23 protein-coding genes are annotated in these 19510 nt (G+C 71.2%); 9 read left to right on the top strand and 14 right to left on the bottom strand.

Annotated features, from left to right (window positions below; translation table 11 throughout):
- Positions 1–124: 124 nt before the first annotated feature.
- Positions 125–724 (bottom strand): cadmium resistance transporter, encoded by a 600-nt coding sequence (locus tag ACLQ21_RS15035; RefSeq protein WP_425664777.1) that lies wholly within the window; start codon positions 722–724, stop codon positions 125–127.
- A gap of 169 nt (positions 725–893) precedes the next feature.
- On the bottom strand, positions 894–1508 hold the full coding sequence (locus ACLQ21_RS15040; protein WP_425664778.1) for a signal peptidase II: 615 nt from the start codon (positions 1506–1508) through the stop codon (positions 894–896).
- A 101-nt stretch (positions 1509–1609) separates the two neighbouring features.
- Between ACLQ21_RS15040 and cmtR the strand changes: the two genes are divergently transcribed.
- From cmtR to ACLQ21_RS15055, 3 genes are all read left to right on the top strand, one after another.
- Positions 1610–1963, top strand: a complete 354-nt coding sequence (cmtR, locus tag ACLQ21_RS15045) for a Cd(II)/Pb(II)-sensing metalloregulatory transcriptional regulator CmtR (protein ID WP_211448259.1) — start codon at positions 1610–1612, stop codon at positions 1961–1963.
- On the top strand, positions 1960–2649 hold the full coding sequence (locus ACLQ21_RS15050; protein WP_425664779.1) for a cation diffusion facilitator family transporter: 690 nt from the start codon (positions 1960–1962) through the stop codon (positions 2647–2649). Before cmtR ends, ACLQ21_RS15050 begins: the two co-directional genes overlap by 4 nt.
- A 68-nt stretch (positions 2650–2717) precedes the next feature.
- Complete coding sequence (locus ACLQ21_RS15055; protein WP_425664780.1) at positions 2718–3350, top strand: DsbA family protein; 633 nt, start codon at positions 2718–2720, stop codon at positions 3348–3350.
- A 278-nt stretch (positions 3351–3628) separates the two neighbouring features.
- Here ACLQ21_RS15055 and ACLQ21_RS15060 read toward each other — a convergent pair whose 3' ends face one another.
- The 5 genes from ACLQ21_RS15060 to ACLQ21_RS15080 form a co-directional block, all read right to left on the bottom strand.
- Positions 3629–4747 carry an NAD(P)-binding domain-containing protein gene (locus ACLQ21_RS15060; RefSeq protein ID WP_425664781.1) on the bottom strand — a complete coding sequence of 373 codons (1119 nt, stop codon included), beginning with the start codon at positions 4745–4747 and terminating at the stop codon, positions 3629–3631.
- A gap of 10 nt (positions 4748–4757) precedes the next feature.
- Positions 4758–5285: a hypothetical protein gene (locus ACLQ21_RS15065; protein WP_425664782.1), complete on the bottom strand. Its 528-nt coding sequence runs from the start codon at positions 5283–5285 to the stop codon at positions 4758–4760.
- A 2-nt stretch (positions 5286–5287) separates the two neighbouring features.
- A complete protein-coding gene (locus tag ACLQ21_RS15070; RefSeq protein WP_425664783.1) occupies positions 5288–5698 on the bottom strand; it encodes an arsenate reductase ArsC in 411 nt (136 codons plus the stop codon).
- A gap of 107 nt (positions 5699–5805) precedes the next feature.
- Positions 5806–6780, bottom strand: a complete 975-nt coding sequence (locus tag ACLQ21_RS15075; protein WP_425664784.1) for a metalloregulator ArsR/SmtB family transcription factor — start codon at positions 6778–6780, stop codon at positions 5806–5808.
- A gap of 117 nt (positions 6781–6897) precedes the next feature.
- The gene (locus ACLQ21_RS15080) at positions 6898–8193 is read right to left on the bottom strand and encodes an NAD(P)-binding domain-containing protein (protein WP_425664785.1); all 1296 of its coding nucleotides are present in this window, start codon (positions 8191–8193) and stop codon (positions 6898–6900) included.
- An 86-nt stretch (positions 8194–8279) separates the two neighbouring features.
- On the opposite strand from ACLQ21_RS15080, the gene ACLQ21_RS15085 reads away from it, so the two are divergent.
- Positions 8280–8627, top strand: coding sequence for an ArsR/SmtB family transcription factor (locus tag ACLQ21_RS15085; protein WP_425664786.1), 348 nt, complete (start codon positions 8280–8282; stop codon positions 8625–8627).
- A gap of 13 nt (positions 8628–8640) precedes the next feature.
- On the top strand, positions 8641–9837 hold the full coding sequence (locus ACLQ21_RS15090; RefSeq protein ID WP_425664787.1) for an MFS transporter: 1197 nt from the start codon (positions 8641–8643) through the stop codon (positions 9835–9837).
- Positions 9838–9859: 22 nt separating this feature from the next.
- On the opposite strand, the gene ACLQ21_RS15095 is transcribed toward ACLQ21_RS15090, so the two are convergent.
- Genes ACLQ21_RS15095 through ACLQ21_RS15115 form a run of 5 tightly spaced genes read right to left on the bottom strand, consistent with a single transcriptional unit; the run spans position 9860 to position 13158 of the window.
- Entirely contained in the window at positions 9860–10135 is a 276-nt protein-coding gene (locus ACLQ21_RS15095) for a YgaP family membrane protein (RefSeq protein WP_425664788.1), read from the bottom strand.
- Positions 10132–10509: a thioredoxin family protein gene (locus ACLQ21_RS15100; protein WP_425664789.1), complete on the bottom strand. Its 378-nt coding sequence runs from the start codon at positions 10507–10509 to the stop codon at positions 10132–10134. Before ACLQ21_RS15100 ends, ACLQ21_RS15095 begins: the two co-directional genes overlap by 4 nt.
- Positions 10510–10553: 44 nt before the next feature.
- Complete coding sequence (locus tag ACLQ21_RS15105; RefSeq protein ID WP_425664790.1) at positions 10554–10919, bottom strand: rhodanese-like domain-containing protein; 366 nt, start codon at positions 10917–10919, stop codon at positions 10554–10556.
- A gap of 36 nt (positions 10920–10955) precedes the next feature.
- Positions 10956–11723: a sulfite exporter TauE/SafE family protein gene (locus ACLQ21_RS15110; protein WP_425664791.1), complete on the bottom strand. Its 768-nt coding sequence runs from the start codon at positions 11721–11723 to the stop codon at positions 10956–10958.
- A 22-nt stretch (positions 11724–11745) separates the two neighbouring features.
- Positions 11746–13158 carry an MBL fold metallo-hydrolase gene (locus ACLQ21_RS15115; RefSeq protein WP_425664792.1) on the bottom strand — a complete coding sequence of 471 codons (1413 nt, stop codon included), beginning with the start codon at positions 13156–13158 and terminating at the stop codon, positions 11746–11748.
- Between the two features lie 450 nt (positions 13159–13608).
- Here ACLQ21_RS15115 and ACLQ21_RS15120 point away from each other — a divergent pair, with 450 nt between their 5' ends.
- Complete coding sequence (locus tag ACLQ21_RS15120) at positions 13609–13893, top strand: metal-sensitive transcriptional regulator (protein ID WP_425664793.1); 285 nt, start codon at positions 13609–13611, stop codon at positions 13891–13893.
- Positions 13894–13956: 63 nt separating this feature from the next.
- Here the strand turns inward: ACLQ21_RS15120 and ACLQ21_RS15125 are convergent, their stop codons facing one another.
- A complete protein-coding gene (locus ACLQ21_RS15125) occupies positions 13957–14805 on the bottom strand; it encodes a PhzF family phenazine biosynthesis protein (protein ID WP_425664794.1) in 849 nt (282 codons plus the stop codon).
- 103 nt (positions 14806–14908) lie between these two features.
- Here ACLQ21_RS15125 and ACLQ21_RS15130 point away from each other — a divergent pair, with 103 nt between their 5' ends.
- The 3 genes from ACLQ21_RS15130 (at position 14909) to speB (ending at position 19282) form a co-directional block, all read left to right on the top strand.
- Positions 14909–15634: a competence/damage-inducible protein A gene (locus ACLQ21_RS15130; protein WP_425664795.1), complete on the top strand. Its 726-nt coding sequence runs from the start codon at positions 14909–14911 to the stop codon at positions 15632–15634.
- A 38-nt stretch (positions 15635–15672) separates the two neighbouring features.
- Positions 15673–18252, top strand: a complete 2580-nt coding sequence (locus ACLQ21_RS15135) for an excinuclease ABC subunit A (protein ID WP_425664796.1) — start codon at positions 15673–15675, stop codon at positions 18250–18252.
- A gap of 67 nt (positions 18253–18319) precedes the next feature.
- On the top strand, positions 18320–19282 hold the full coding sequence (speB, locus tag ACLQ21_RS15140) for an agmatinase (RefSeq protein ID WP_425664797.1): 963 nt from the start codon (positions 18320–18322) through the stop codon (positions 19280–19282).
- A 14-nt stretch (positions 19283–19296) separates the two neighbouring features.
- Here the strand turns inward: speB and ACLQ21_RS15145 are convergent, their stop codons facing one another.
- Positions 19297–19488: a hypothetical protein gene (locus ACLQ21_RS15145; RefSeq protein WP_425664798.1), complete on the bottom strand. Its 192-nt coding sequence runs from the start codon at positions 19486–19488 to the stop codon at positions 19297–19299.
- Positions 19489–19510: the final 22 nt, after the last annotated feature.

A 19510-nucleotide genomic window follows, 5' to 3' on the forward strand; every position in this document is an offset into this window, starting at 1 on the left:
CAGACGGCCGGCACGGTGCTGCCGACGCCCGAGTTCCCCGCCCCCGACCGCTACTGATCGATCGCCCGAGCCGGGTGGGGGGGGCGCGCCGCCCCCCCCCCCCCGGCCCAGCGGGCGCCAGATGCTACAGCCCGAACGCGCCGCCTTCGATCAGAATGAAGACGCCCAGTCCGATCAGGACGATCGGGAAGAGCACATGCTCCCACCGCTCCAAGACTTCGGCGATCGGCCGACGGGTAGCGACAAACTTTGCGAGGAGCACCAGAACCGCGACGAGGGCTAGGAAGACGACGCAGTAGGCGACCACGGCGGCCGGACCGACGCTGAGGAAGACGGGGACGTAGACACCGATGTTGTCGCCGCCGTTCGCAAAGGTGACGCCCGCCACCGCCCAGACCGCGACGTTCTTCCCCTCAACCTTGGCGTCGTCATCATCGTCATCGTCGCTGCGCCACGCCTTCCACGCCGCCCACAGCCCGAGTCCCAGTGGGATGAGACCGAAGTAGGGGATCACCTCCGGGGGCAGGAACGCGCTCGCCCCAAGAGACACGAGCACGGCCGCCCCGAGGATGCCTGCGAACCCGAGGTATTGCCCGACCAGGATGCGGGCTGTCGTGCCACGCTGTCCCGCGCCTCTGGCGAAGAACAGGGAGAGGACGATGATGTCGTCGATGTTGGTGACGAGGAACAAGCCGATCGCCTGCACCGCGGACGCAAGGATCACGAGCGGACTCCGTGGGCGTAGGCGTCGAGGGCCGCGGATCGGCAGGCCCGTGACAAGGCAAGCTGCGGCGGGCCCTCCGGCTCCACAGTCCAGACGGTCATGGTCGGGGGCACGAAACGCCCACAAGTATTGGTCAGCACTCGATGACTATACAGGATGCGCTGAACCGTCAATGTCCGTGCTCAATCGCAGGCGCCTGCCGTGATGACGGGATTTGCGTCGCCGGAGCAAGCCGGTCAGGGCGCCTCACGAGGGTCGTGCGCAGCGCCCATAGCGCGATCCCGCACGTGGTGAAGATGTCCGCGACGTTGAAGATGGCGAACCAGTCGACCGCGATGAAGTCGACGACCCGACCCGTCAGCGGCGACTCGCCGGCTCGGAAGACGCGGTCCCAGAGGTTCCCGAGCCCCCCGCCGGCGGCGATCGCCAGCAGCGCCGTGCCGACGAGATCGTCATCGCGAACAACACGAGCACATACCCAGCCGAGCAGCGCCGCATTGAGGACCATCAGTCCCACGACCAACGGCGCGCCAGCATCAGCCCCGATGCCGAAGGCGATGCCAGGATTGAAGACCAGCCGGAGCTCAACGGACGGCAAGATCGGGACGGTGGTGCCGCCCGACAGCGCCGACAGGGCCCAGGCCTTGGATGCCTGGTCGAGCGCGAACGCACCAACGACCGCGACGGCCGCCGCAACGGCGGCGCGCATCCGCTTCCCGGAGGTCCCCGCCAAGGGCGCCGCGACTGCGACTGCTCGGTCGGCGTTGGCATGTCGATTCAGCACTGGCTGACTATAGCGGACCGCCGTTGCCGACTGCGTCGTCGCCCGGCCACGCCTTGGTGGGTGGCTGCAACCGACCGGCAACCGACTGCTATGGTCACTGTATGCTGACCATTCCCAGTCGTCTCGATGTCATGCATCGGCTCGGGCGTGCCATGGCGGACCCGACGCGCGCGCGGATTCTGCTGCAGTTGCTGGAGAAGCCGAGCTATCCGGCGGAGCTGGCGCGCGACCTGGCCCTGTCACGCACCAACGTCTCGAATCATCTCGCATGCCTCCGAGACTGCGGGATCGCTGTCGCTGAGCCCGAAGGCCGCCAGACGCGCTACGAGATCGCCGACCCGCACCTCACGCGAGCGATCGAGGCGCTGCTGGAGGTGACGCTCGCAGTCGACGCGGACGCCCCCTGCATGGACGCCGCCTGTCCCATCGACGGCTGCTGCGAGGCCTCCTCGTGACCGCGACGCTCGCGGACGACCGTCGCACGAGGCTGCGGCGCCGAGTGCGCTGGATCGTGGGCTTCACCATCACATACAACGTGATCGAGGCGATCGTCGCGATCTGGGCGGGCACCGTGGCGTCCTCCGCGGCGCTGATCGGGTTCGGCCTCGACTCCGTGGTCGAGGTGATGTCGGCGGCGGCGGTCGCGTGGCAGTTCACGCGCAAGGACCCCGAGCGATGGGAGGCCGTCACCGTCAAGGTGATCGCCATCGCGTTCTTCGCCCTCGCCGCGTACGTCACGATCGACGCGGTGCTCTCGCTCGCCGGAGTCGGCGAGGTCGAGCAGAGCCCGGTCGGGATCGCGATCGCCGCGCTCAGCGTCGTGGTGATGCCCGCTCTCGCATGGTTCGAACTGCGAACGGGCAAGGAATTGGGGTCGCGCAGCGTGCAGGCGGACGCGAAGCAGCTGCTCGTGTGCACGTACCTGTCGGCAGCGGTACTCGTCGGCCTGCTCGCTAACTCGCTCTTCGGCTGGTGGTGGGCCGACTCCCTCGCCGCCCTCGTTGTCGCCGGCCTCGCCGTACGCGAAGGCATCGAGGCGTGGCGCGGCGACCTGTGCTGCGCACCGAACCTGGGACGCGACGGCGACGTTGACGAGGACGACTGCTGCGACTCCTGCGGCAGCGGCCGGAAGCAGCTGTGAGCCCGAACCATCCCGCCGCCAGCACACGCCGCAGAGTAGGGGCGGCCATCGCGATCGTCGCATCAGCAGTGGCTGTCGTGATCGTGGCGGTGCTGATGGTCGTCCGCCCTTGGGAGTCCCAGGGCGCGACCGGAGCGCAACCGCGGGCCGCCGAGACCGCACCGCCGGCTGTCCTCGTGGATGAGACGACACACGTGCTCGACGATGCCGGCCCCGATGCTCCCGTCGTCGTTGAGTTCCTCGACTTCGAGTGCGAGGTGTGCGGAGCTGTCTTCCCGACGATGGAAGAACTGCGCGAGGAGTATGCCGGTCAGGTGACCTTCGCTGTGCGCTACTTCCCGCTGCCCGGCCACTTCAACTCGGGCAACGCGGCGGTCGCGGTCGAGGCAGCCGCCCAGCAGGGACAGTTCGAGGCCATGTACCGGCGCATGTTCGAGACCCAGGCAGAATGGGGCGAAGGCCGCACCTCGGAGGCTGGGCGCTTCCGCAACTATGCGGACAACCTGGGTCTCGACATGGCCGCCTTCGACGCTGCAGTCGCAGACCCGGCCACGCTGGCACGGGTGGAGCACGACTTCCGAGCGGGAATGGACCTGGGCGTCACAGGGACGCCCGGCATCTTCGTCGACGGCGAGCAGCTGCAGCTATCGCGGCTGACCGACATCGAGGCCGCGATCCAGGTTGCGCTCGAGGACGGCTAAGCGCTCGCCTACGCGGTGCCCGGACGGCGCTTGACGTGAAGGGCGCGGGCAAGCGACAGCGCGGTTCGGGATCGGAGCCTGAGCGTTCGTTCAGCGGGTCGCGGTCTCCGAGCGCGAGGAAACCGAGGGCGCGGGTGCGAGGCCTGAAGTCCGCAGCCAGTCCGCAGGAGTCTCCGCAAGTGGCGGTGCGCGCCCGTGTCGGACCGGCGTGATTCCGCTGAATTGCGGGGCTAGTTGGCCGACTCAGTATTGGTCCGGGTGCTAGACCACGTTCCGCTTCAACGTGTGACCGCGCGCTCGTTCGAGCGCGCCCCTCCACCGGACGACCCGATGTCCGCCACGGTCGCTCGCGCCACGCGCCCGACACCCACCAGCGTTGCGGACGCCGGGCCGCACCAGTCGCCGTAGCCGACGAAGTAGAGGCCCGGCAGGTTCGCCGAAGCGGTCGCCAGGTCGCTGCGGGTCCGCGGCGCACCTGCGGTGCGGTCGAGATCCAGCGAGCGCAGGGGCGCGAGGTCCGGCCGGAAGCCCGTGCACCAGATCACCGCGTCGAGCGGGGTCACCGCCCCATCGTTCCAGCGCGCGCCCGCGTGTGTGAGGCTGTGCAGGTCCCAGCGCGCCCGCAGCCCGCGGTCCCGAGCGGCACGCACCGGTGGCAGCGCGACGATGTCGCCGAGATCAGCGACGCCTCGCCCGCGTCCCTCCACCTGCTGGGTCGCAGCCGCGAACAGCTCGCGTCCACCCACGTCGTCCGGGAGGAATCGCGGCTTGCGTCTGGTGACCCAGGTCACCTGCGCCGACGGTTGGAGGTCTGCCGCGATCTGCGCGCCACTGTTGCCGCCCCCCACGACGCCGACGCGCATCCCTTGGAACTCGTCCGGTCCGGCGTACTCGCGCGAGTGCAGCTGGCGGCCGCCGAATCCGTCGGCTCCCGTGACGGACGGGACGAACGGCCGGCCCCACGTCCCTGTCGCCATGACGACGGCGTCGGCGCGGCGCGAGCCGCCGGAGGCATCGACCTGGAAGGCACCGTCGCCGGTGAGGCTGACCTGTGAGACCTCCTCGCCGTACGAGACGGGCAGCTCGTAGCACTCCGCGTACGAGCGGAGGTAGTCGACCACCTCCGGAGCGGAGGCCGTCTGCTCGCGAGACTGCGGCATGCGCATTCCCGGCAGCGATGAGAAGTCCGACGGCGAGAAGAGGCGCAGGCTCGGCCACATGTCCGCCCACGAGCCGCCGCCTTCGGGACGACTCTCGAGGAGCTCGAACTCCGCGGCCGATGCTCGTCGGCCTTGAGCGGCGTCGCGCCGCAGCCGCGCCAGGAAGTATCCGACCGCGAGGGCAGCCTGCCCGCCGCCGACGACCACGATCGACCGTGCAGCCTCCGCGCGGCTCACGGCGTCCGTCTCACGAGTGAGCGATGCCGAGCTGACCCAGCATGCGGTCGACGTGGACCGTGATCTCGTCGCGGATGCGCCGCACGTCGCTCGGGGCCGCGTGCTCGGGATCGTCGAGCTGCCAGTCCTCGTAGTGCTTGCCGGGGTAGAAGGCAGCGGGCACGGAGCCCGCGGACCGCACGATCAGCCGGCCGCCGGAGCGCTCGGCGGCGATGGCGGCGGCCATCTGGGAACGGCCCGCGTTCCGCACGCACACGAACAGCACGCTGGGTCGGTCCTGCGGGATCGCTCCCTTCGCCTCGGCGAGGGCGTGCAGGCGGTCCTTCGCGAATCGGGTCACCCTCGTGACGAGGTGCGCCTTCACCGCCGATGTGCGCAGGAGCGCCGTGTGGGACTCCAGGACATAGCGCTCGATCGTCTCGGCCGCGAAGATCCCCGCGAAGTCTGCCTCCAGCTCGTCGGTGAGCGCGTGCAGGAAGCGATCGGGATAGGTGATCCCGGGCAGGCCGTGGCGTGCGCCGATGTCGAGCCGGTCCATGGTCAGCTCGCGCTGGGGACGAGGTCGGCGAGCAGGCGCTCGACACGGCCGCGGATGTCGTCCCGCACACGACGGACCGTCTCGATGTCCTTGCCGGCCGGGTCCTCGAGCTCCCAGTCCTCGTAGCGCTTGCCGGGGAAGATCGGGCAGGCGTCGCCGCAGCCCATCGTGATGACAGCGTCGGACTCGCGGACGGCATCGACCGTGAGCACCTTGGGAGTGTTGCCGGCGATGTCGATGCCGACCTCGGCCATGGCCTCGATGGCGACGGGGTTGATCTGGTCCTTCGGCGCGCTGCCGGCGGACAGGACCTCAACGGCGCCGCGCGAGAGCGCCGTCGCGAAGCCGGCGGCCATCTGCGATCGGCCGGCGTTGTGCACGCAGACGAACAGGACGGTGGGGGTCTCGGACATGGTGACTCTCTCTCGGTCAGGAGCCGGTCTGACCGGCATCGATGCAGTTCAGCAGGTCGAAGGTGGCGTGCGGATGGATGCCGGAGGGGCAGGGCAGGGCGGACGGCTCACACCAGTTCTCCGACCAGACGCTCGACGCGCTGAGCGATGTCGTCACGGATTGCCGCAACGCCATCGGCCGACGCGAGCGCCGGGTCGCCGACCGCCCAGTCCTCGTAGCGGACGCCGGGGATGATCGGGCACACGTCGCCGCATCCCATGGTGATGACGACGTCCGCGGCACGGACGGCGTCGTCGGTGAGCGGCTTCGGGAAGGCCAGCTCCGTGGCGTCATCGATGCTGTCGAGCAGCGGACGCACGTTCGGGTGGATGGCGGCAGCAGGCGCCGATCCCGCGGAGCGTGCCACGACGCGGCCCTGCGCTGCCTGGTTGACGAGGGCCGCCGCGACCTGCGAGCGACCCGCGTTGGCGACGCAGACGAACAGCACCTGCGGCACCCCCGAGGAGCGGTCGCGCGTCAGGTCGGTCAGGCGCTGTCGAGCGAATCGCTCCGTCAGCGGCACGAGGTGGGCTGTGATCCTGGCCGTGCGCGCGAGCCCCGCGTAGGACTCCCGCACGACGCCCGTGACGGCGTCCGCGCTGACCTCGGGGAAGCTCGGCGTCAGCGATGCCGCCAGGTGCGTGAGGGCCTCATCGACGTCGTCGAGTCCGTGACAGGCGTCTGGGTGTCGGGGCGGTGCGAGGGCTGCCGGTGCGAAGCTCTCGAGGAGGGTCGTGATCGCGGGGCGCGCTCCGGCGTGGATGGAGTACCAGACCCACGTGCCTCGGCGCTCGGACACGAGCACGCCGGCGTCCTTGAGGACCTTGAGATGATGCGAGACCGTCGGTTGCGAGACGTCGGCGAGCTCGGCCAGGTCGCACACGCAGGACTCGCCGCGCGGATCGGAGGCGATCGCCGACAGCATGCGCAGCCGCAGCGGGTCCGCGAGCGACTTCAGCGCTGCGGCGACGGCAGCGGCGGCGTGCTCGCTGATCGCGTGCGAGGTCGTCGGTGAGCACGGAACGGTCGAGGTGGTGGTCACGGAGCGCTCGGATGGGCCGCTCTGAACCCCCCCGACGCTTCCGATCTGCCGCTTTGACACGTGTCTATATTGACGGATCTCGATGCAGGAGGCAATTGGCGTCCCCGCGAGCACGGGTCACGCCACGACCGCGGCCTCGTCGCGTTCGATCGCGATGTCCACGGGCGCGCAGCAGCTGGTGCCACCGAAGTCGCCACTGCCACCGCAGACGCCCGTCTCGGGCAGCACGAGCTCATTGCGGGCGGCCGCCTCGTGGTCGCCGGCGAGCTCCGCCACGACGCTCCGCACCTGCTCGTAGCCCGTGAGTGCCAGGAACGTGGGTGCCCGTCCGTAGCTCTTCGCGCCGATGATGAACAGGCCCGACTCGGGCTGCGCGAGCTCGGCCGCTCCCGTCGCGGCGACCGTGCCGCACGAATGGACGTTCGGATCGATCTCCGCCGCGAGGCCGGCGACCGAGTCGAGGGCGGGATCGATAGCGAGTCGGACCTCCGACAGTATCGACAGATCGGGACGGAAGCCGGTCAGCGCGAACAGCCGGGCGACCGGTTCGAGCGCGCGGCCGTCCTCCGCCACGATCACGATGCCTTCGCTCGCGCGGCGGATCTCGTCGACCCGGAAGCCCGTCACGAGCTCGACCGAACCTCGCTCGATCGCTCGGCGGGCGCGCACGCCGAGCGACGCGCGCTGGGGGAGTGCGTCGGCCTCCCCGCCTCCGAGCGCGCGCTCGATCGACGGGCGTCGGACGAGCCACGTGACTCGCGTCCCGGCGTGGCGCTCCGCGAGCTCCGCCAGCCGCAGCACGGCGTGCACCGCGGAGTGGCCGGCGCCGACGACGGCGACGTGGGTGCCCTCCAGTGCGCTGACGTCGGCCGGGATGCGGTAGTCGATGCAGTCGGCTGCGGCCAGCTCGCCGAGGGCGGGTGTGCCGTCGGCTCCCGCGGGGCCGGGCTGGCTCCAGGTGCCGGATGCGTCGAGGACGGACTGGGCGAGCAGGCGCTGCTCGCGACCGTCTCCGTCGATGAAGCGCACGACGAACGGCTGCTGCTCCCGGCCGGCGTCCACGACCTTGTCTCGCCCGAGCCGGGTGACGGAGGTCACCTCGATGCCGAAGCGGACGCGGTCGCCCAGCGCCCGCGCGAGCGGTGCGAGATAGTCGCGCACCCACGCCTCGCCCTTCGGATACCCGGAGGTCGGGATGGGGTGCCCTGCCGCCTGCAGCAGCCGACGGCTCGCGGAGTCGACGAGCTCGTCCCACGCAGAGAACAGCCGCACGTGGCCCCACTCCGAGACGGCAGCACCCGCGCTCGGGCCGCGCTCGAGCACGATCGGCTGGAAGCCGCGCTCGAGCAGGTGGGCGGCTGCGGCGAGCCCCTGAGGGCCGGCGCCGATGACGATGACAGGAAGGTCGGACATGGGTGCTCCTCGTATTGAAGTCCATCGATGCGTTGATCCTGCAACAACGTATCGACGTTTGTCAATGCGTGTGGCAGACTGCCGCCATGACGACTACGACGACCGTCGCCGCTGACGCCCGAGAGACCTGCTGCACGTCGGCAGCGCCGGCGGTGTCGGTGCAGGACGCGCTGCGCATGGCGACGGTCTTCAAAGCGATGGGCGATCCCACGCGAGTCCGACTGCTCTCTCTGATCGCTTCGGGAGAGCAGGGCGAGGCCTGCGTCTGCGACCTCACCGATCCCGTCGGGCTCTCGCAGGGCACGGTCTCGCACCACATGCGCATCCTCGCCGAGGCCGGATTGGTCGAGCGTGAGCAGCGAGGCAAGTGGGCGTACTACTCCGTCGTGCGCCCGGCGCTCGACGACGCCGCCGCTGCGCTGCGCGCGTTCTGACAGGAGCTGCCGGGTGAGCACCGACGCTCCGCCCGACGCGGTCGCTTCCGCGCTCGGCTCGCAGCGCTGGCGGCTCGCGACGCTGTCCACCGGGCAGGTGATCAGCTGGGGCATCCTGTACTACGCGCTGATCGTCGCTGCGCCGGTCATCTCGACCGACACGCACTGGCCGCTCGCGACGGTGATGCTCGCGTTCTCGGCAGGCCTCGTGGCGTCCGCGATCGCCGGCGTGCTCGTCGGTCGATGGCTCGACCGGGGCAGCCCACGCGTCGTCATGACAGGCGGCAGCCTCGTCGGCGCGCTCGGCCTCGTGGTGGTCAGCGCCGCCCAGGATCTGCCGGTGTTCGTCCTCGGCTGGATCGTGGTCGGGATGGGGCAGTCCGCCGTGCTCTACCAGGCCGCGTTCACGGTCATCACTCGCAGGCATCCATCCGACCGACGCCGGGCGATGACCGTCGTCACGCTGGCGGGCGGGCTCGCGTCCACGGTGTTCGCGCCTGTCGTGGCCGGGATGCTGAGCGTCATGGACTGGCGGACGACCATGCTCGCGCTCGCGGCCGTGCTCGTCGCGACGACGACGCCGCTCCACTGGTGGAGCCTCGAGCGGCAGTGGCCGCCACGGACGGCGCAAGCTCCCGACGAGCCGCGGCACACGGTGTCGAGCGTGCTACGGACGCGCCGCTTCTGGGCGCTGGAGCTCTCGATGATCGCCGTCGCGGCGGCGCTCTACAGCGTGACGCTCGCGATCATCCCGCTCTACACGGAGCGCGGCATGACGTTCGAGCTCGCCGCCTGGGGGCTGGGGCTGCTGGGCGCGGGTCAGGTGCTCGGCCGCATCGTCTACGTCGCGCTCCCGCACGCCGCGGCGCCGTGGGTGCCGCTGGCGCTGACCGCCGGTTCGAGCGCACTCATGCTGAGCCTGCTGGCGCTCGTGCCCGGCCCGCCGTGGCTGCTGCTGCTGATCGGCGTGGCCGCCGGCGCTGTGCGCGGTGCTCAGACGCTGGTGCAGGGCTCCGCCGTGGCGGATCGGTGGGGAACGCGGAACTACGGGGCGATCAACGGCGCGTTCGCTGCGCCGATCACCGCGGTGACAGCGATCGGGCCGGCGCTCGGGCCCGTGCTCGCGAGCGCGACCGGCTCGTACGCGGCGATGGGGCTCGTCGCGGCCGCGCTCGCGGCGGTCGGTCTCGCGCTGGCGCGATTCACGTGACGTCCACCGGTGCAGCGGCGCCTCAGGGGTCGATCGGCTGGCGCGCCTCCGGGATGCCGAGCGCGTTGTGTCTGGAGACGGTCGTGGGGGTGCTTGCCCCGGCAAGCAGCGATGCCGGGCACCGGCCGCGCACCGCGCCGGTGACGAGCAGCGCCGCTCCGAGGGCAGTGGCGACCGCGAGCGGCGGGTCGTGCAGGCTGCCGAGCGCGAACGCGGCCACCAGAGCGCCGACCGCTGCCTGCACACCGCGCTCGATGCCGCCGGGAGCGCAGAGCGGTGCACGCCTACGGCCGGTCACGAGGCGTCGCCGGTCGCGCGCTGCTCGGCCACCTGTCGGCGCACGTCGTCCATGTCGAGCGCCCGGATGCCCGCGATGAGGCCGTCGAGCTGAGCAGGCCCGAGCGCGCCGGGCTGCGAGAAGACCAGGATGCCGTCGCGGAAGGCCATGAGCGTCGGGATCGACGTGATCCGGAACGCGGCGGACAGCTCCTGCTGGTCCTCCGTGTCGACCTTGCCGAACATGATGTCGGGGTGCGCGGTGGCGGCACGCTCGAAGACCGGTGCGAAGCTGCGGCACGGGCCGCACCATGCCGCCCAGAAGTCGAGGAGCACGATGCCGCCGCCGGTGATCGTGGTGGTGATGGTATCGATCGTGATGTCACGAGTGGTCATCGTCGGGTTGCTCCATGGAGAGATGGTGGTCGGATGTGCGGGCGTCAGCGCTGGACCGCGAGACCGGTCGCCGCGGACGCGCTTTCGAGCGCGCCCAGGTCGGTGACGTCGGTGAAGCCGGCCTCGCGCATGAGCGCGACCGCTTGCGCTGACCGGCTGCCGGACCTGCAGTGCACGAAGTACGGCACGTCGCGGTCGAGGGAGGGGAGTGCGGCGGCGAGGTCGCCGTTCGACACGTCGAGCAGCGTGGCGCTCTCGAGGTGCCCGGAAGCGAACTCGGACGCGGTGCGCACGTCGATGACGACGGCATCCTCCGGCAGGGCGATGCTGGTGGGGGCTGTCGGTGCGCAGCCCGTGATCACGGCGGCGAGCGCGAGGCCGGCGAGGCCGGTGCGGGAGGTTCTCGTCATGAAGGTTCTTTCGGTATGGGACATGCGTCGGGACGCTTAGCGGAGCGGCAGGTGGAGGGCGAGCTGCTGCAAGAGCAGTGCGACAGCGACGGCGAGCACGACCGCGGCGAAACCGGCGCGAAGAGCGCGCTCAGGGATGCGGCCGGTCAGCGCGGACCCGATGAAGGAGGCGATGATCGCGGTGGCAGTGAACGGCAGCACGAGCTGCCAGGGGATGTCGGCCAGGGCCGGTTGCGCCGCGAGCCCAGCGAGCGCCTGCATCGCGATGACGAGCAGCGACGTGCCGATCGCTGCCGACGCAGGCAGCCCCGCCAGCACGATCAGGGCGGGCACGATGAGGAATCCGCCACCCGCACCGACGAGCCCCGCCAGCACGCCGACCGCTGCCCCGAGAATCAGGATGAGCGCCAAGCCAGGGCTTGCCGCCGCGGCGGGGCGTCCGCGCCGACGGAGCATCGCCAGCGCGGCGGCGATCATGGTGCCGGCGAGCAGCAGCATGAGGACGCTCGCCGGAAGCAGGCCGCCGAGCAGCCCGCCGCCTATGGAGCCGACGACCCCGGCCGCGCCGAACGGCACGCCGACACGCCAGCGCACCCGGCCCGCGCGCACGTGCTGCACGAGGCTGACAGCGCTGATAGCGCCGACGACGAGGAGCGATGACGCGATGGCGGCTCGCGGCTCGACGCCCGCAATCGCGGTGAGGATGGGCACGGTGAGGATCGAGCCGCCACCGCCCAGCAGCCCGAGACTGATGCCGACGGGCACGGCCAGGGCGAGCACGGCGATGGTGGCGGTCATGGTCATGGTGCGGCTCGATCCTCCCCGCTCAACGGGTGGCGGGCTCGCGGTCAGCCGTTCGCAGCCATCCCAAGTACGAGCCGTCGAGCTCCACGACGTCGACGCCTGCCCGACGAAGGGCGCTGGCCACGATGCTGTTGCGCACGCCGCTCTGGCAGTACGTCACGACCGTGCCGTCGGTCGGGAGCTCATCGAGGTGCCACAGTGCGCGGCCTCCGCTGAGGTGCGCCGACCCGGGGATGTGGCCCTGGGTGTGCTCGGTGCGGCCGCGCACGTCGACGAGGTGCGCGTCGACGAGGCCGTCGAGCTGCTCCGGCTGCAGGAGTCGGAGCCGCACGACCTCGAGCCCGTCGAGGGAGCGGATGAAGCCATCGACGGCGTCGATGCCGACCCGCGCGAGGTGGTCTCGCATCGCCTCCGCCTCCTGTCGCTCGGACGCGAGGAGCACGAGCGGCCGGTGCTCGGCCTCGGGGTCGTACACCCACGCCCCGTACGTCGCGGCCTTCGAGGCGCCCGGTATGTTGAGGGAACCGGCGACGGTGCCCTCGTGCACCCGCCGATGGTCGCGGGTGTCGACCAGGATCGCGAGGTCGCGGTCGAGCAGGTGCTGCACGACTGCGGCCGAGCGCTCGGGGAGCGGTGACCGCGGACCGAGCACGGCGGGCCCCGTGCGATTCTGGGACTTCATGCGGGCGAAGTAGGCGTGGGCGTCCGGCTGGCCGGAGAGCAGCTCGTCGACGAACCCCTGCTCGTCGTCGGCGGCGAGGTAGGGGGCCCACCACGCGAAGGCGCGCTCGTAGCCGACCGTCGTCGCCGCTATCGAGCCGAGCGCCTTGCCACACGCGCTGCCGGCACCGTGCGCTGGCAGCACCTGCACATAGTCCGGGAGCGTCAGGAAGCGGTCCCGCAGGCTCGCGAAGAGCTGCCGCGCTCCCTCGAAGCGGGTGTCGACGCCTCCGGCCGACTCGTCGAGCAGATCCGGTCGCCCGACGTCGCCGACGAACACGAAGTCGCCCGTGAGCATGAACCCCGGTCCCCCAGCCTGCGCACCGTCGGTGACGAGGAACGACAGGTGCTCGGGCGTGTGGCCCGGGGTGTGCACGGCCTGCAGTGTCACATTGCCTACGACGATCCTGTCGCCGTCGTGCAGCCGGTCGGCATCGTCGAAGCCACTGCCGTAGGTCCAGTCCGGCCCGCCCTCGTCGGAGACGTGCATGCGGCCGCCGACGCGCGCCGCGAGCTCACGGGTGCCCGACAAGTAGTCGGCGTGGATGTGCGTCTCCGTCACGTGCGCGATGCGCAGGCCGTGCTTCTCGGCCAGTCGCAGGTACACGTCGACGTCGCGGCGGGGGTCGATCACGATCGCCTCCCCGGTCGCCTGACAGCCGATGACGTAGCTCGCCTGTGCGAGGTCCTCGTCGTAGATGCGCTCAAGCAGCATGGTGGTCTGGTCTCCTCGTTCGTGGTCGTGTCAGCAGCGGCAGCGGTCGGCCTCAGGGACGCCCGCGAGCGCCTCCTCGACGTGCTGGCCGCATCCGGCCCAGCTCTGCTTGCCGCAGTGGTCGCAGGTGATGCGTGCACACATGGGAATCTCCGCTCGTCCGTGGGTCAGCGGCCGAACAGGCGCGCGAGGAAGCCAGGTCGCGCGGCCTTCGCCTCGTCGATGTCGCGCTGCGTGTGCTGGCCAGGGCACCAGTCGGATGCAGCGACCGTGCGCCGAACGTCATTCACGTGCTGGCCGCAGCCAGTCCAAGTGGTCTTCCCGCAGATGTTGCACTTCGCGGCTCTACACATCTCGCCCTCCTGGCGCTTTGATGAACGTCAAATACCCCGGGGGGTATCAAAATCATACCCCGGGGGGTATGGTGGATGTCAACCCAGGAGGAACCCGATGAGCATCAGCCCCGACATCGCCGCGGCGCACGACCCGGAGTCGAAGCGCAAGATCGTGAACCGACTGCGCCGCGCGCATGGCCAGCTGGCCGCCGTCATCGCGGCGGTCGAGGACGAGGCCCACTGCCGCGACGTCGTGCAGCAGCTCTCCGCCGTGTCGAAGGCCGTCGACCGAGCGGGGTTCCTGGTCGTCGCGGGTGCGCTGAAGGAGTGCATGGCCGAGGAGCCCGATGACAGCGAGCGCATCGACGAGCTCGAGAAGCTCTTCCTCTCGCTCGCTTGAGCGTCCGCGGCCATTCGCGAGGCCGTTGCATCGCTATCCGTGCCCGCTTCCGATCCAGAGGCGTCAGCGGATGACGGTCGCGGGTCCCGCGATGAGCGCGGCCTCCTCGAGTACTTCGACTTCGATGCGGCTGTCGCGGCCCATCTCGACCCCTTGGCGGATCGTGAACCGGTCTCCGGTGACGGCTCGCCCGAGCGCCCGGAGATAGCCGACGAACGCCGCGGCGGCGGAGCCTGTCGCGGGGTCCTCGACGACGCCGCCCCACGGGAACGGGTTGCGCGAGCGCCAGTGACCCGGACCATCGGCCGCGATGAGCTGGATGGTGACCCAGTCGTGCGTGCGGCACAGGGCACGCAGTGCCTCGAAGTCGTAGTCGAGGTCGGTGAGACGGCTGAGGTCGCGCGCCACGAGGACCGGATGCCGGTTGCCGCCGAACCCGACCGCGGGAGGGAGGTCGGGATGCAGGTCCTCGCGCGACCAGCGGAGCTCCCGGAGCAGGGCATCGAGTTGCTCGGCCGCGAGGAGGGAGCTCGAGACCTTGGCGCTCCGGAACGCTCCGAGGGTGCGCTCACCATTCCGCGTTGCGGAGGCGTGGATTTCGCCGACCCGCGTGCCGAGGACGTAGCTACCGGGGCCGAGGAGGTCAGCCAGCGCGACTGCCGTCGCGATGGTCGCGTGGCCGCAGAAGTCCACCTCACCGTCCGGCGCGAAGTACCGCACCGACAAGGCATCCCCGGCCCGCTCTACCGGTGAGGTCACGAACGCCGTCTCGCTGTACCCGACCTCGGTCGCGATGCGCTGCATCTCGGCATCGGTCAAGACCTGCGCGTCGAGCACGACGCCAGCCGGATTCCCGAGCTCGGGGCTGTCGGCGAAGGCGGCGTAGCGAGCAACGGTGGGCGACGGGGTCATGGTCGGCTCGATTCGTCGGACGGTGCGAGGTCGGCGGCCGCAACGATACTGGCGCAGGCGTCCGCTGCGACGTGGTGGCGCCTCTCGCTGGCAGTCTGGAGCCATGACGAATCCGACTGCCGCCATGCTCGTGATCGGCGACGAGATCCTCTCAGGGCGCACCCGCGAGGCCAACGCGTACCACCTGGCCGGCCGACTGGGCCGCGTCGGGATCGACCTGCGCGAGATCCGAGTCGTCCCCGACGACCATGCCGTCATCGTCGACGCGCTGCAGAGCCTCAGCGCCACGCACACGCACGTCTTCACCTCCGGCGGCATCGGGCCGACGCACGACGACATCACCGCGGACGCGGTGGCCCACGCGTTCGGCGTCGGCATCGACATCCGCGATGACGCTCGCGCGGCCCTGCAGGCGGCGGTCGGCCACGCGCGGACGCTGACCGCTGAGCACCTGCGGATGGCTCGCATCCCGCGCGGAGCAGAGCTGATCGACAACCCCATCAGCGGTGCACCCGGGTTCAGCATCGGCAACGTGCATGTCATGGCCGGTGTGCCCGCGATCTTCGTCGCCATGCTCGACGCAGTGCTGCCAAGTCTCGAGGCAGGCAGGCCCGTCCTCTCCGACGAGCTCCGCTTCGAGGTCGGCGAGGGGCGCATCGCCGCGCCGCTGCGAGACCTCGCCGCCGAGATGCCGGACCTCAGCCTCGGCTCCTACCCGTTCCACGAGGGCTCCGTCTACGGCACGAACATCGTGGTCCGCGGCACCGATCGAGCGCGGATCGACCTGGCGATCGAGCGGCTCGAGGCGATCCGGCGCTCGCACGGCTGAGCACGCCCCTCTCAGCCGTCGCGCGGAAGACTGATCGGATGGATGCTCCCGCACGCCCGCCGCACGCACCCGCTCTCGGGAGCGTGCGCGTTCGCGGCGCCCGCGAGCACAACCTGCGGAGCGTCGACCTCGACATCCCGCGCGACGCGCTCGTCGCGTTCACCGGCATCTCGGGCTCGGGCAAGAGCTCGCTCGCGTTCGGCACGATCTACGCCGAGTCGCAGCGCCGCTACTTCGAGTCGGTCGCGCCCTACGCCCGGCGGCTCATGAGCCAGGTCGGCAGCCCCGACGTCGACGCGATCGACGGGCTGCCGCCCGCGGTCGCGCTGCCGCAGCAGCGCTCGGGCGGCTCGGCGCGCTCGACCGTCGGCAGCGCAACCACGATCGCCAACGTCCTCCGCATGCTCTACTCCCGCGTCGGCAGCTACCCGGAGGGCGCGCCGATGCTCCTCGCGGAGGACTTCTCGACCAACACCGTGCAGGGCGCCTGCCCGTCGTGCCACGGGCTGGGCCGGGTGCACGACGTGCCCGAGGCACTCATGGTGCCCGACGACTCGCTGACGATCCGCGAGGGCGCGCTCGCCGCGTGGCCCACGGCCTGGCACGGCAAGCAGCTGCGCGACAGCCTCATCTCGCTCGGCTACGACATCGACGTCCCGTGGCGCGACCTGCCGCGCGAGCAGCGCGAGTGGGTGCTCTTCACCGAGGAGTCGCCGCAGGTGCCGGTCTTCACCGACCGGGGCCCCGCCGAGGTTCGCGAGGCCGTCGCCGCGGGCATCGACCCCCGCTACATGAGCACGTTCCAGGGCGTGCGCAGCTTCGTGCTGAACACCTTCGCGAACTCCAAGAGCGCGCGGATGCGCGAGCGCGCGGCCGCCTTCATGGTGAGCGTCCGCTGCCCCGAGTGCGGCGGCAAGCGACTGAAGCCGGAGGCGCTCGCGGTCGCGTTCGAGGGCTTCGACATCACCGAGCTCGCGGCGATGCCTCTCGACGACGTCGCGACCGTGCTGGAGCGCGTCCTCGAGCCGGGCTGGGCGCCGCAGTCCGCGTCGGGCGCCGCCGCCCCGGAGCAGCTCCTCGCCGCCCGGCGGCTCGTGACCGACGTGCTCGCGCGCCTGTCGCCGATCCGCGACCTCGGGCTCGGCTCGCTCTCGCTCGACCGGCCCACCTCGACGCTCTCATCGGGCGAGCTGCAGCGCATGCGGCTGGCGACGCAGGTGCTCTCGCAGCTCTTCGGGGTCGTGTTCGTGCTCGACGAGCCGTCCGCAGGCCTCCACCCGGCTGATACGGAGTCGCTGCTGGGCATCTTGGCGAGGCTGCGCGACAGCGGCAACACCGTCTTCTTCGTCGAGCACTCGCTCGACGTGATCCGGCAGGCCGACTGGATCGTCGACATCGGCCCAGGAGCGGGTGCCGACGGCGGCACCGTCGTCTACTCGGGACCCCTCGACGGCCTCACGACCGCCCAAGGCTCGGTCACCCGCCGCTACCTGTTCGACGCACCGCACTCCATCCGTGCCGGTCGCGATCGGCGAGCGGGCGACGAGCGGCTCGAGCTATCGGGCGTCACCCGCCACAACGTGCGCGACCTCTCCGTGACCTTCCCGCTCGGCGCCCTCACGGCCGTCACCGGCGTCTCGGGTTCCGGAAAGTCGACGCTCGTCGACCAGGCGCTGCCCGACCTGCTCCAGGCGAGCCTCGCGACCGAGGTCGACGAGCACGCCTCCGGCGCCGACGAGGCGGCCGCCGCGTCCGAGGATCCGCTCGCGCAAGGCGCTCCAGCGGTGACGACCGGCCGGGCGCGCGGGCCGAAGCACCGCCTGCGCCGCATCGTGCAGGTGAGCCAGAAGCCGATCGGACGCACCTCCCGCTCGAACGTCGCGACCTACACGGGCCTGTTCGACCGGGTCCGCGCGCTCTTCGCGGCCACGCCCGAGGCGCGGCGGCGCCGCTACGGCGCGAGCCGGTTCTCGTTCAACCTGCCTGCCGGCCGCTGCCCCACGTGCAAGGGCGAGGGCACCATGGAGGTCGAGCTGCTCTTCCTCCCCACGGTGCACGCGCCGTGCGCGACGTGCGGCGGCAGCCGCTACAACCCGGAGACGCTCGAGATCGAGCTCGACGGCAGGACGGTGGCGGATGTGCTCGCCATGAGCGTGCGCGACGCCCGTGCCTGGTTCGACGACGACGAGGTGCTCCGGCACCTCGACGCGCTGCTCGACGTCGGGCTCGGCTACGTCTCGCTCGGGCAGCCGGCGACCGAGCTGTCGGGCGGCGAGGCGCAGCGGGTCAAGCTGGCGTCCGAGCTGCGGCGCGGCCAGCGGGGCGACACCCTCTACCTCCTCGACGAGCCGACCTCCGGGCTGCACGCGGCTGACGCCGATCGACTCATGACGCACCTGCACCACCTCGTGGACGGCGGCAGCACCGTCATCATGGTCGAGCACGACATGCGCGTCGTCGCGGATGCCGACTGGGTCGTCGACATGGGACCGGGCGCCGGGGATGCCGGTGGCACCGTCGTCGCGGAGGGGACGCCGGAGCAGGTCGCCGCGAGCGAGTCGAGCCGGACGGCACCGTATCTCGCTGCCGCACTGGAACGGATGTCGACCCCGGCGTGACCAGGCTCGGTTACGGTGAGCGGATGGCCGCGCGCATGCCGCGGCCCGAGCGCGAGGGAGCGGCACCGTGAGCGATGACGGCGTGATCGGGCAGCGGAACGACCCGGAGCTGCCGCGCTACGCGGGCATCGCCACGTTCGCGCTGCTGCCGCACCTGCACGAGGTCGCGCACGCCGACGTCGCGGTGGTCGGCATCCCGTTCGACTCCGGCACGAGCTTCCGCCCGGGCGCGCGCTTCGGGCCCGCGCACATCCGTGAGAACTCGCGGCAGCTGCATCCGTATCACCAGATCCACGACTCCTTCCCCTTCGCGGGCCGTCAGATCGCGGATGCCGGCGACTTCCGCGTCGGTCCGTACGACATCGAGGCGGCCGTCGACGCCATCGAGCGTCAGGCGCGAGCGCTCGTCGAGCAGGGGACGAGCATCGTCGCGCTGGGTGGCGACCACACGATCGCGCTGCCGCTGCTGCGCGCGGCGGCTGCAGAGCACGGGCCGCTCGCGGTGCTGCACTTCGACGCGCACCTCGACACCTGGGACACGCTGCACGGCGCACGGATCTGGCACGGCTCGCCGTTCCGGCGTGCGGCGGAGGAAGGGCTGCTCGACCTCGAGCGCTGCCAGCACGTCGGCATCCGCGGGGGTGTCTACGACCCGAGCGAGCTCGTCGACGACGGGCGAGCCGGGTTCGAGATCATCCGGAGCGAGGACTTCCAGCGGCGCTCCGTCGACGACATCGCCGGGCAGGTGCGCGCTCGACTGGGCAGCGGACCGGTCTACGTCTCCATCGACATCGACGTGCTCGATCCGGCGCACGCGCCGGGCACCGGCACGCCCGAGGTCGCCGGCATCACCACGAGAGAGCTCTTCGCGGTCCTGCGGGAGCTCCGCGGACTCCGCATCGTGGGAGGCGACGTGGTCGAGGTGCTTCCGGCCCACGACCATGCGGGCATCACGGGGCTCGCCGCCGCTCACACAGCCTGGGAGCTGCTGGCGCTGATGGGCCTCGCTTCGGAGCGCGCCCCGCGCTGAGCCACCGCTCCGCGTCAGCCCTGACGGGGCCGAGCCTCGGAACGCGCGCGCAGGATCGACTCGATCTCCGCGCAGAGCTCGTGCTGCCGCTGAGCGCGCGGGTCGGACCGCGGAGCGGCGACGGCGTTCTCGATCTGCGTGAGCAGCTCGCGCAGTCGCGCGGCGAGGTCCTTGGGGTGGAGGTCGGTGGTCCCTGCGGTGGTCATGCGCTCGAACGTAGCCGCGCGA

Source organism: Agrococcus sp. DT81.2 (genome assembly GCF_049844935.1).
Classification (GTDB): domain Bacteria; phylum Actinomycetota; class Actinomycetes; order Actinomycetales; family Microbacteriaceae; genus Agrococcus.

Coding starts and splice junctions, on each gene's coding strand:
- cmtR (WP_211448259.1), top strand. CDS start 1,610: ATGCTGACCATTCCCAGTCGTCTCGATGTCATGCATCGGCTCGGGCGT.
- ACLQ21_RS15065 (WP_425664782.1), bottom strand. CDS start 5,285: ATGGACCGGCTCGACATCGGCGCACGCCACGGCCTGCCCGGGATCACC.
- ACLQ21_RS15070 (WP_425664783.1), bottom strand. CDS start 5,698: ATGTCCGAGACCCCCACCGTCCTGTTCGTCTGCGTGCACAACGCCGGC.
- ACLQ21_RS15080 (WP_425664785.1), bottom strand. CDS start 8,193: ATGTCCGACCTTCCTGTCATCGTCATCGGCGCCGGCCCTCAGGGGCTC.
- ACLQ21_RS15085 (WP_425664786.1), top strand. CDS start 8,280: ATGACGACTACGACGACCGTCGCCGCTGACGCCCGAGAGACCTGCTGC.
- ACLQ21_RS15100 (WP_425664789.1), bottom strand. CDS start 10,509: ATGACCACTCGTGACATCACGATCGATACCATCACCACCACGATCACC.
- ACLQ21_RS15105 (WP_425664790.1), bottom strand. CDS start 10,919: ATGACGAGAACCTCCCGCACCGGCCTCGCCGGCCTCGCGCTCGCCGCC.
- ACLQ21_RS15110 (WP_425664791.1), bottom strand. CDS start 11,723: ATGACCATGACCGCCACCATCGCCGTGCTCGCCCTGGCCGTGCCCGTC.
- ACLQ21_RS15115 (WP_425664792.1), bottom strand. CDS start 13,158: ATGCTGCTTGAGCGCATCTACGACGAGGACCTCGCACAGGCGAGCTAC.
- ACLQ21_RS15120 (WP_425664793.1), top strand. CDS start 13,609: ATGAGCATCAGCCCCGACATCGCCGCGGCGCACGACCCGGAGTCGAAG.
- ACLQ21_RS15125 (WP_425664794.1), bottom strand. CDS start 14,805: ATGACCCCGTCGCCCACCGTTGCTCGCTACGCCGCCTTCGCCGACAGC.
- ACLQ21_RS15130 (WP_425664795.1), top strand. CDS start 14,909: ATGACGAATCCGACTGCCGCCATGCTCGTGATCGGCGACGAGATCCTC.
- ACLQ21_RS15135 (WP_425664796.1), top strand. CDS start 15,673: ATGGATGCTCCCGCACGCCCGCCGCACGCACCCGCTCTCGGGAGCGTG.
- ACLQ21_RS15145 (WP_425664798.1), bottom strand. CDS start 19,488: ATGACCACCGCAGGGACCACCGACCTCCACCCCAAGGACCTCGCCGCG.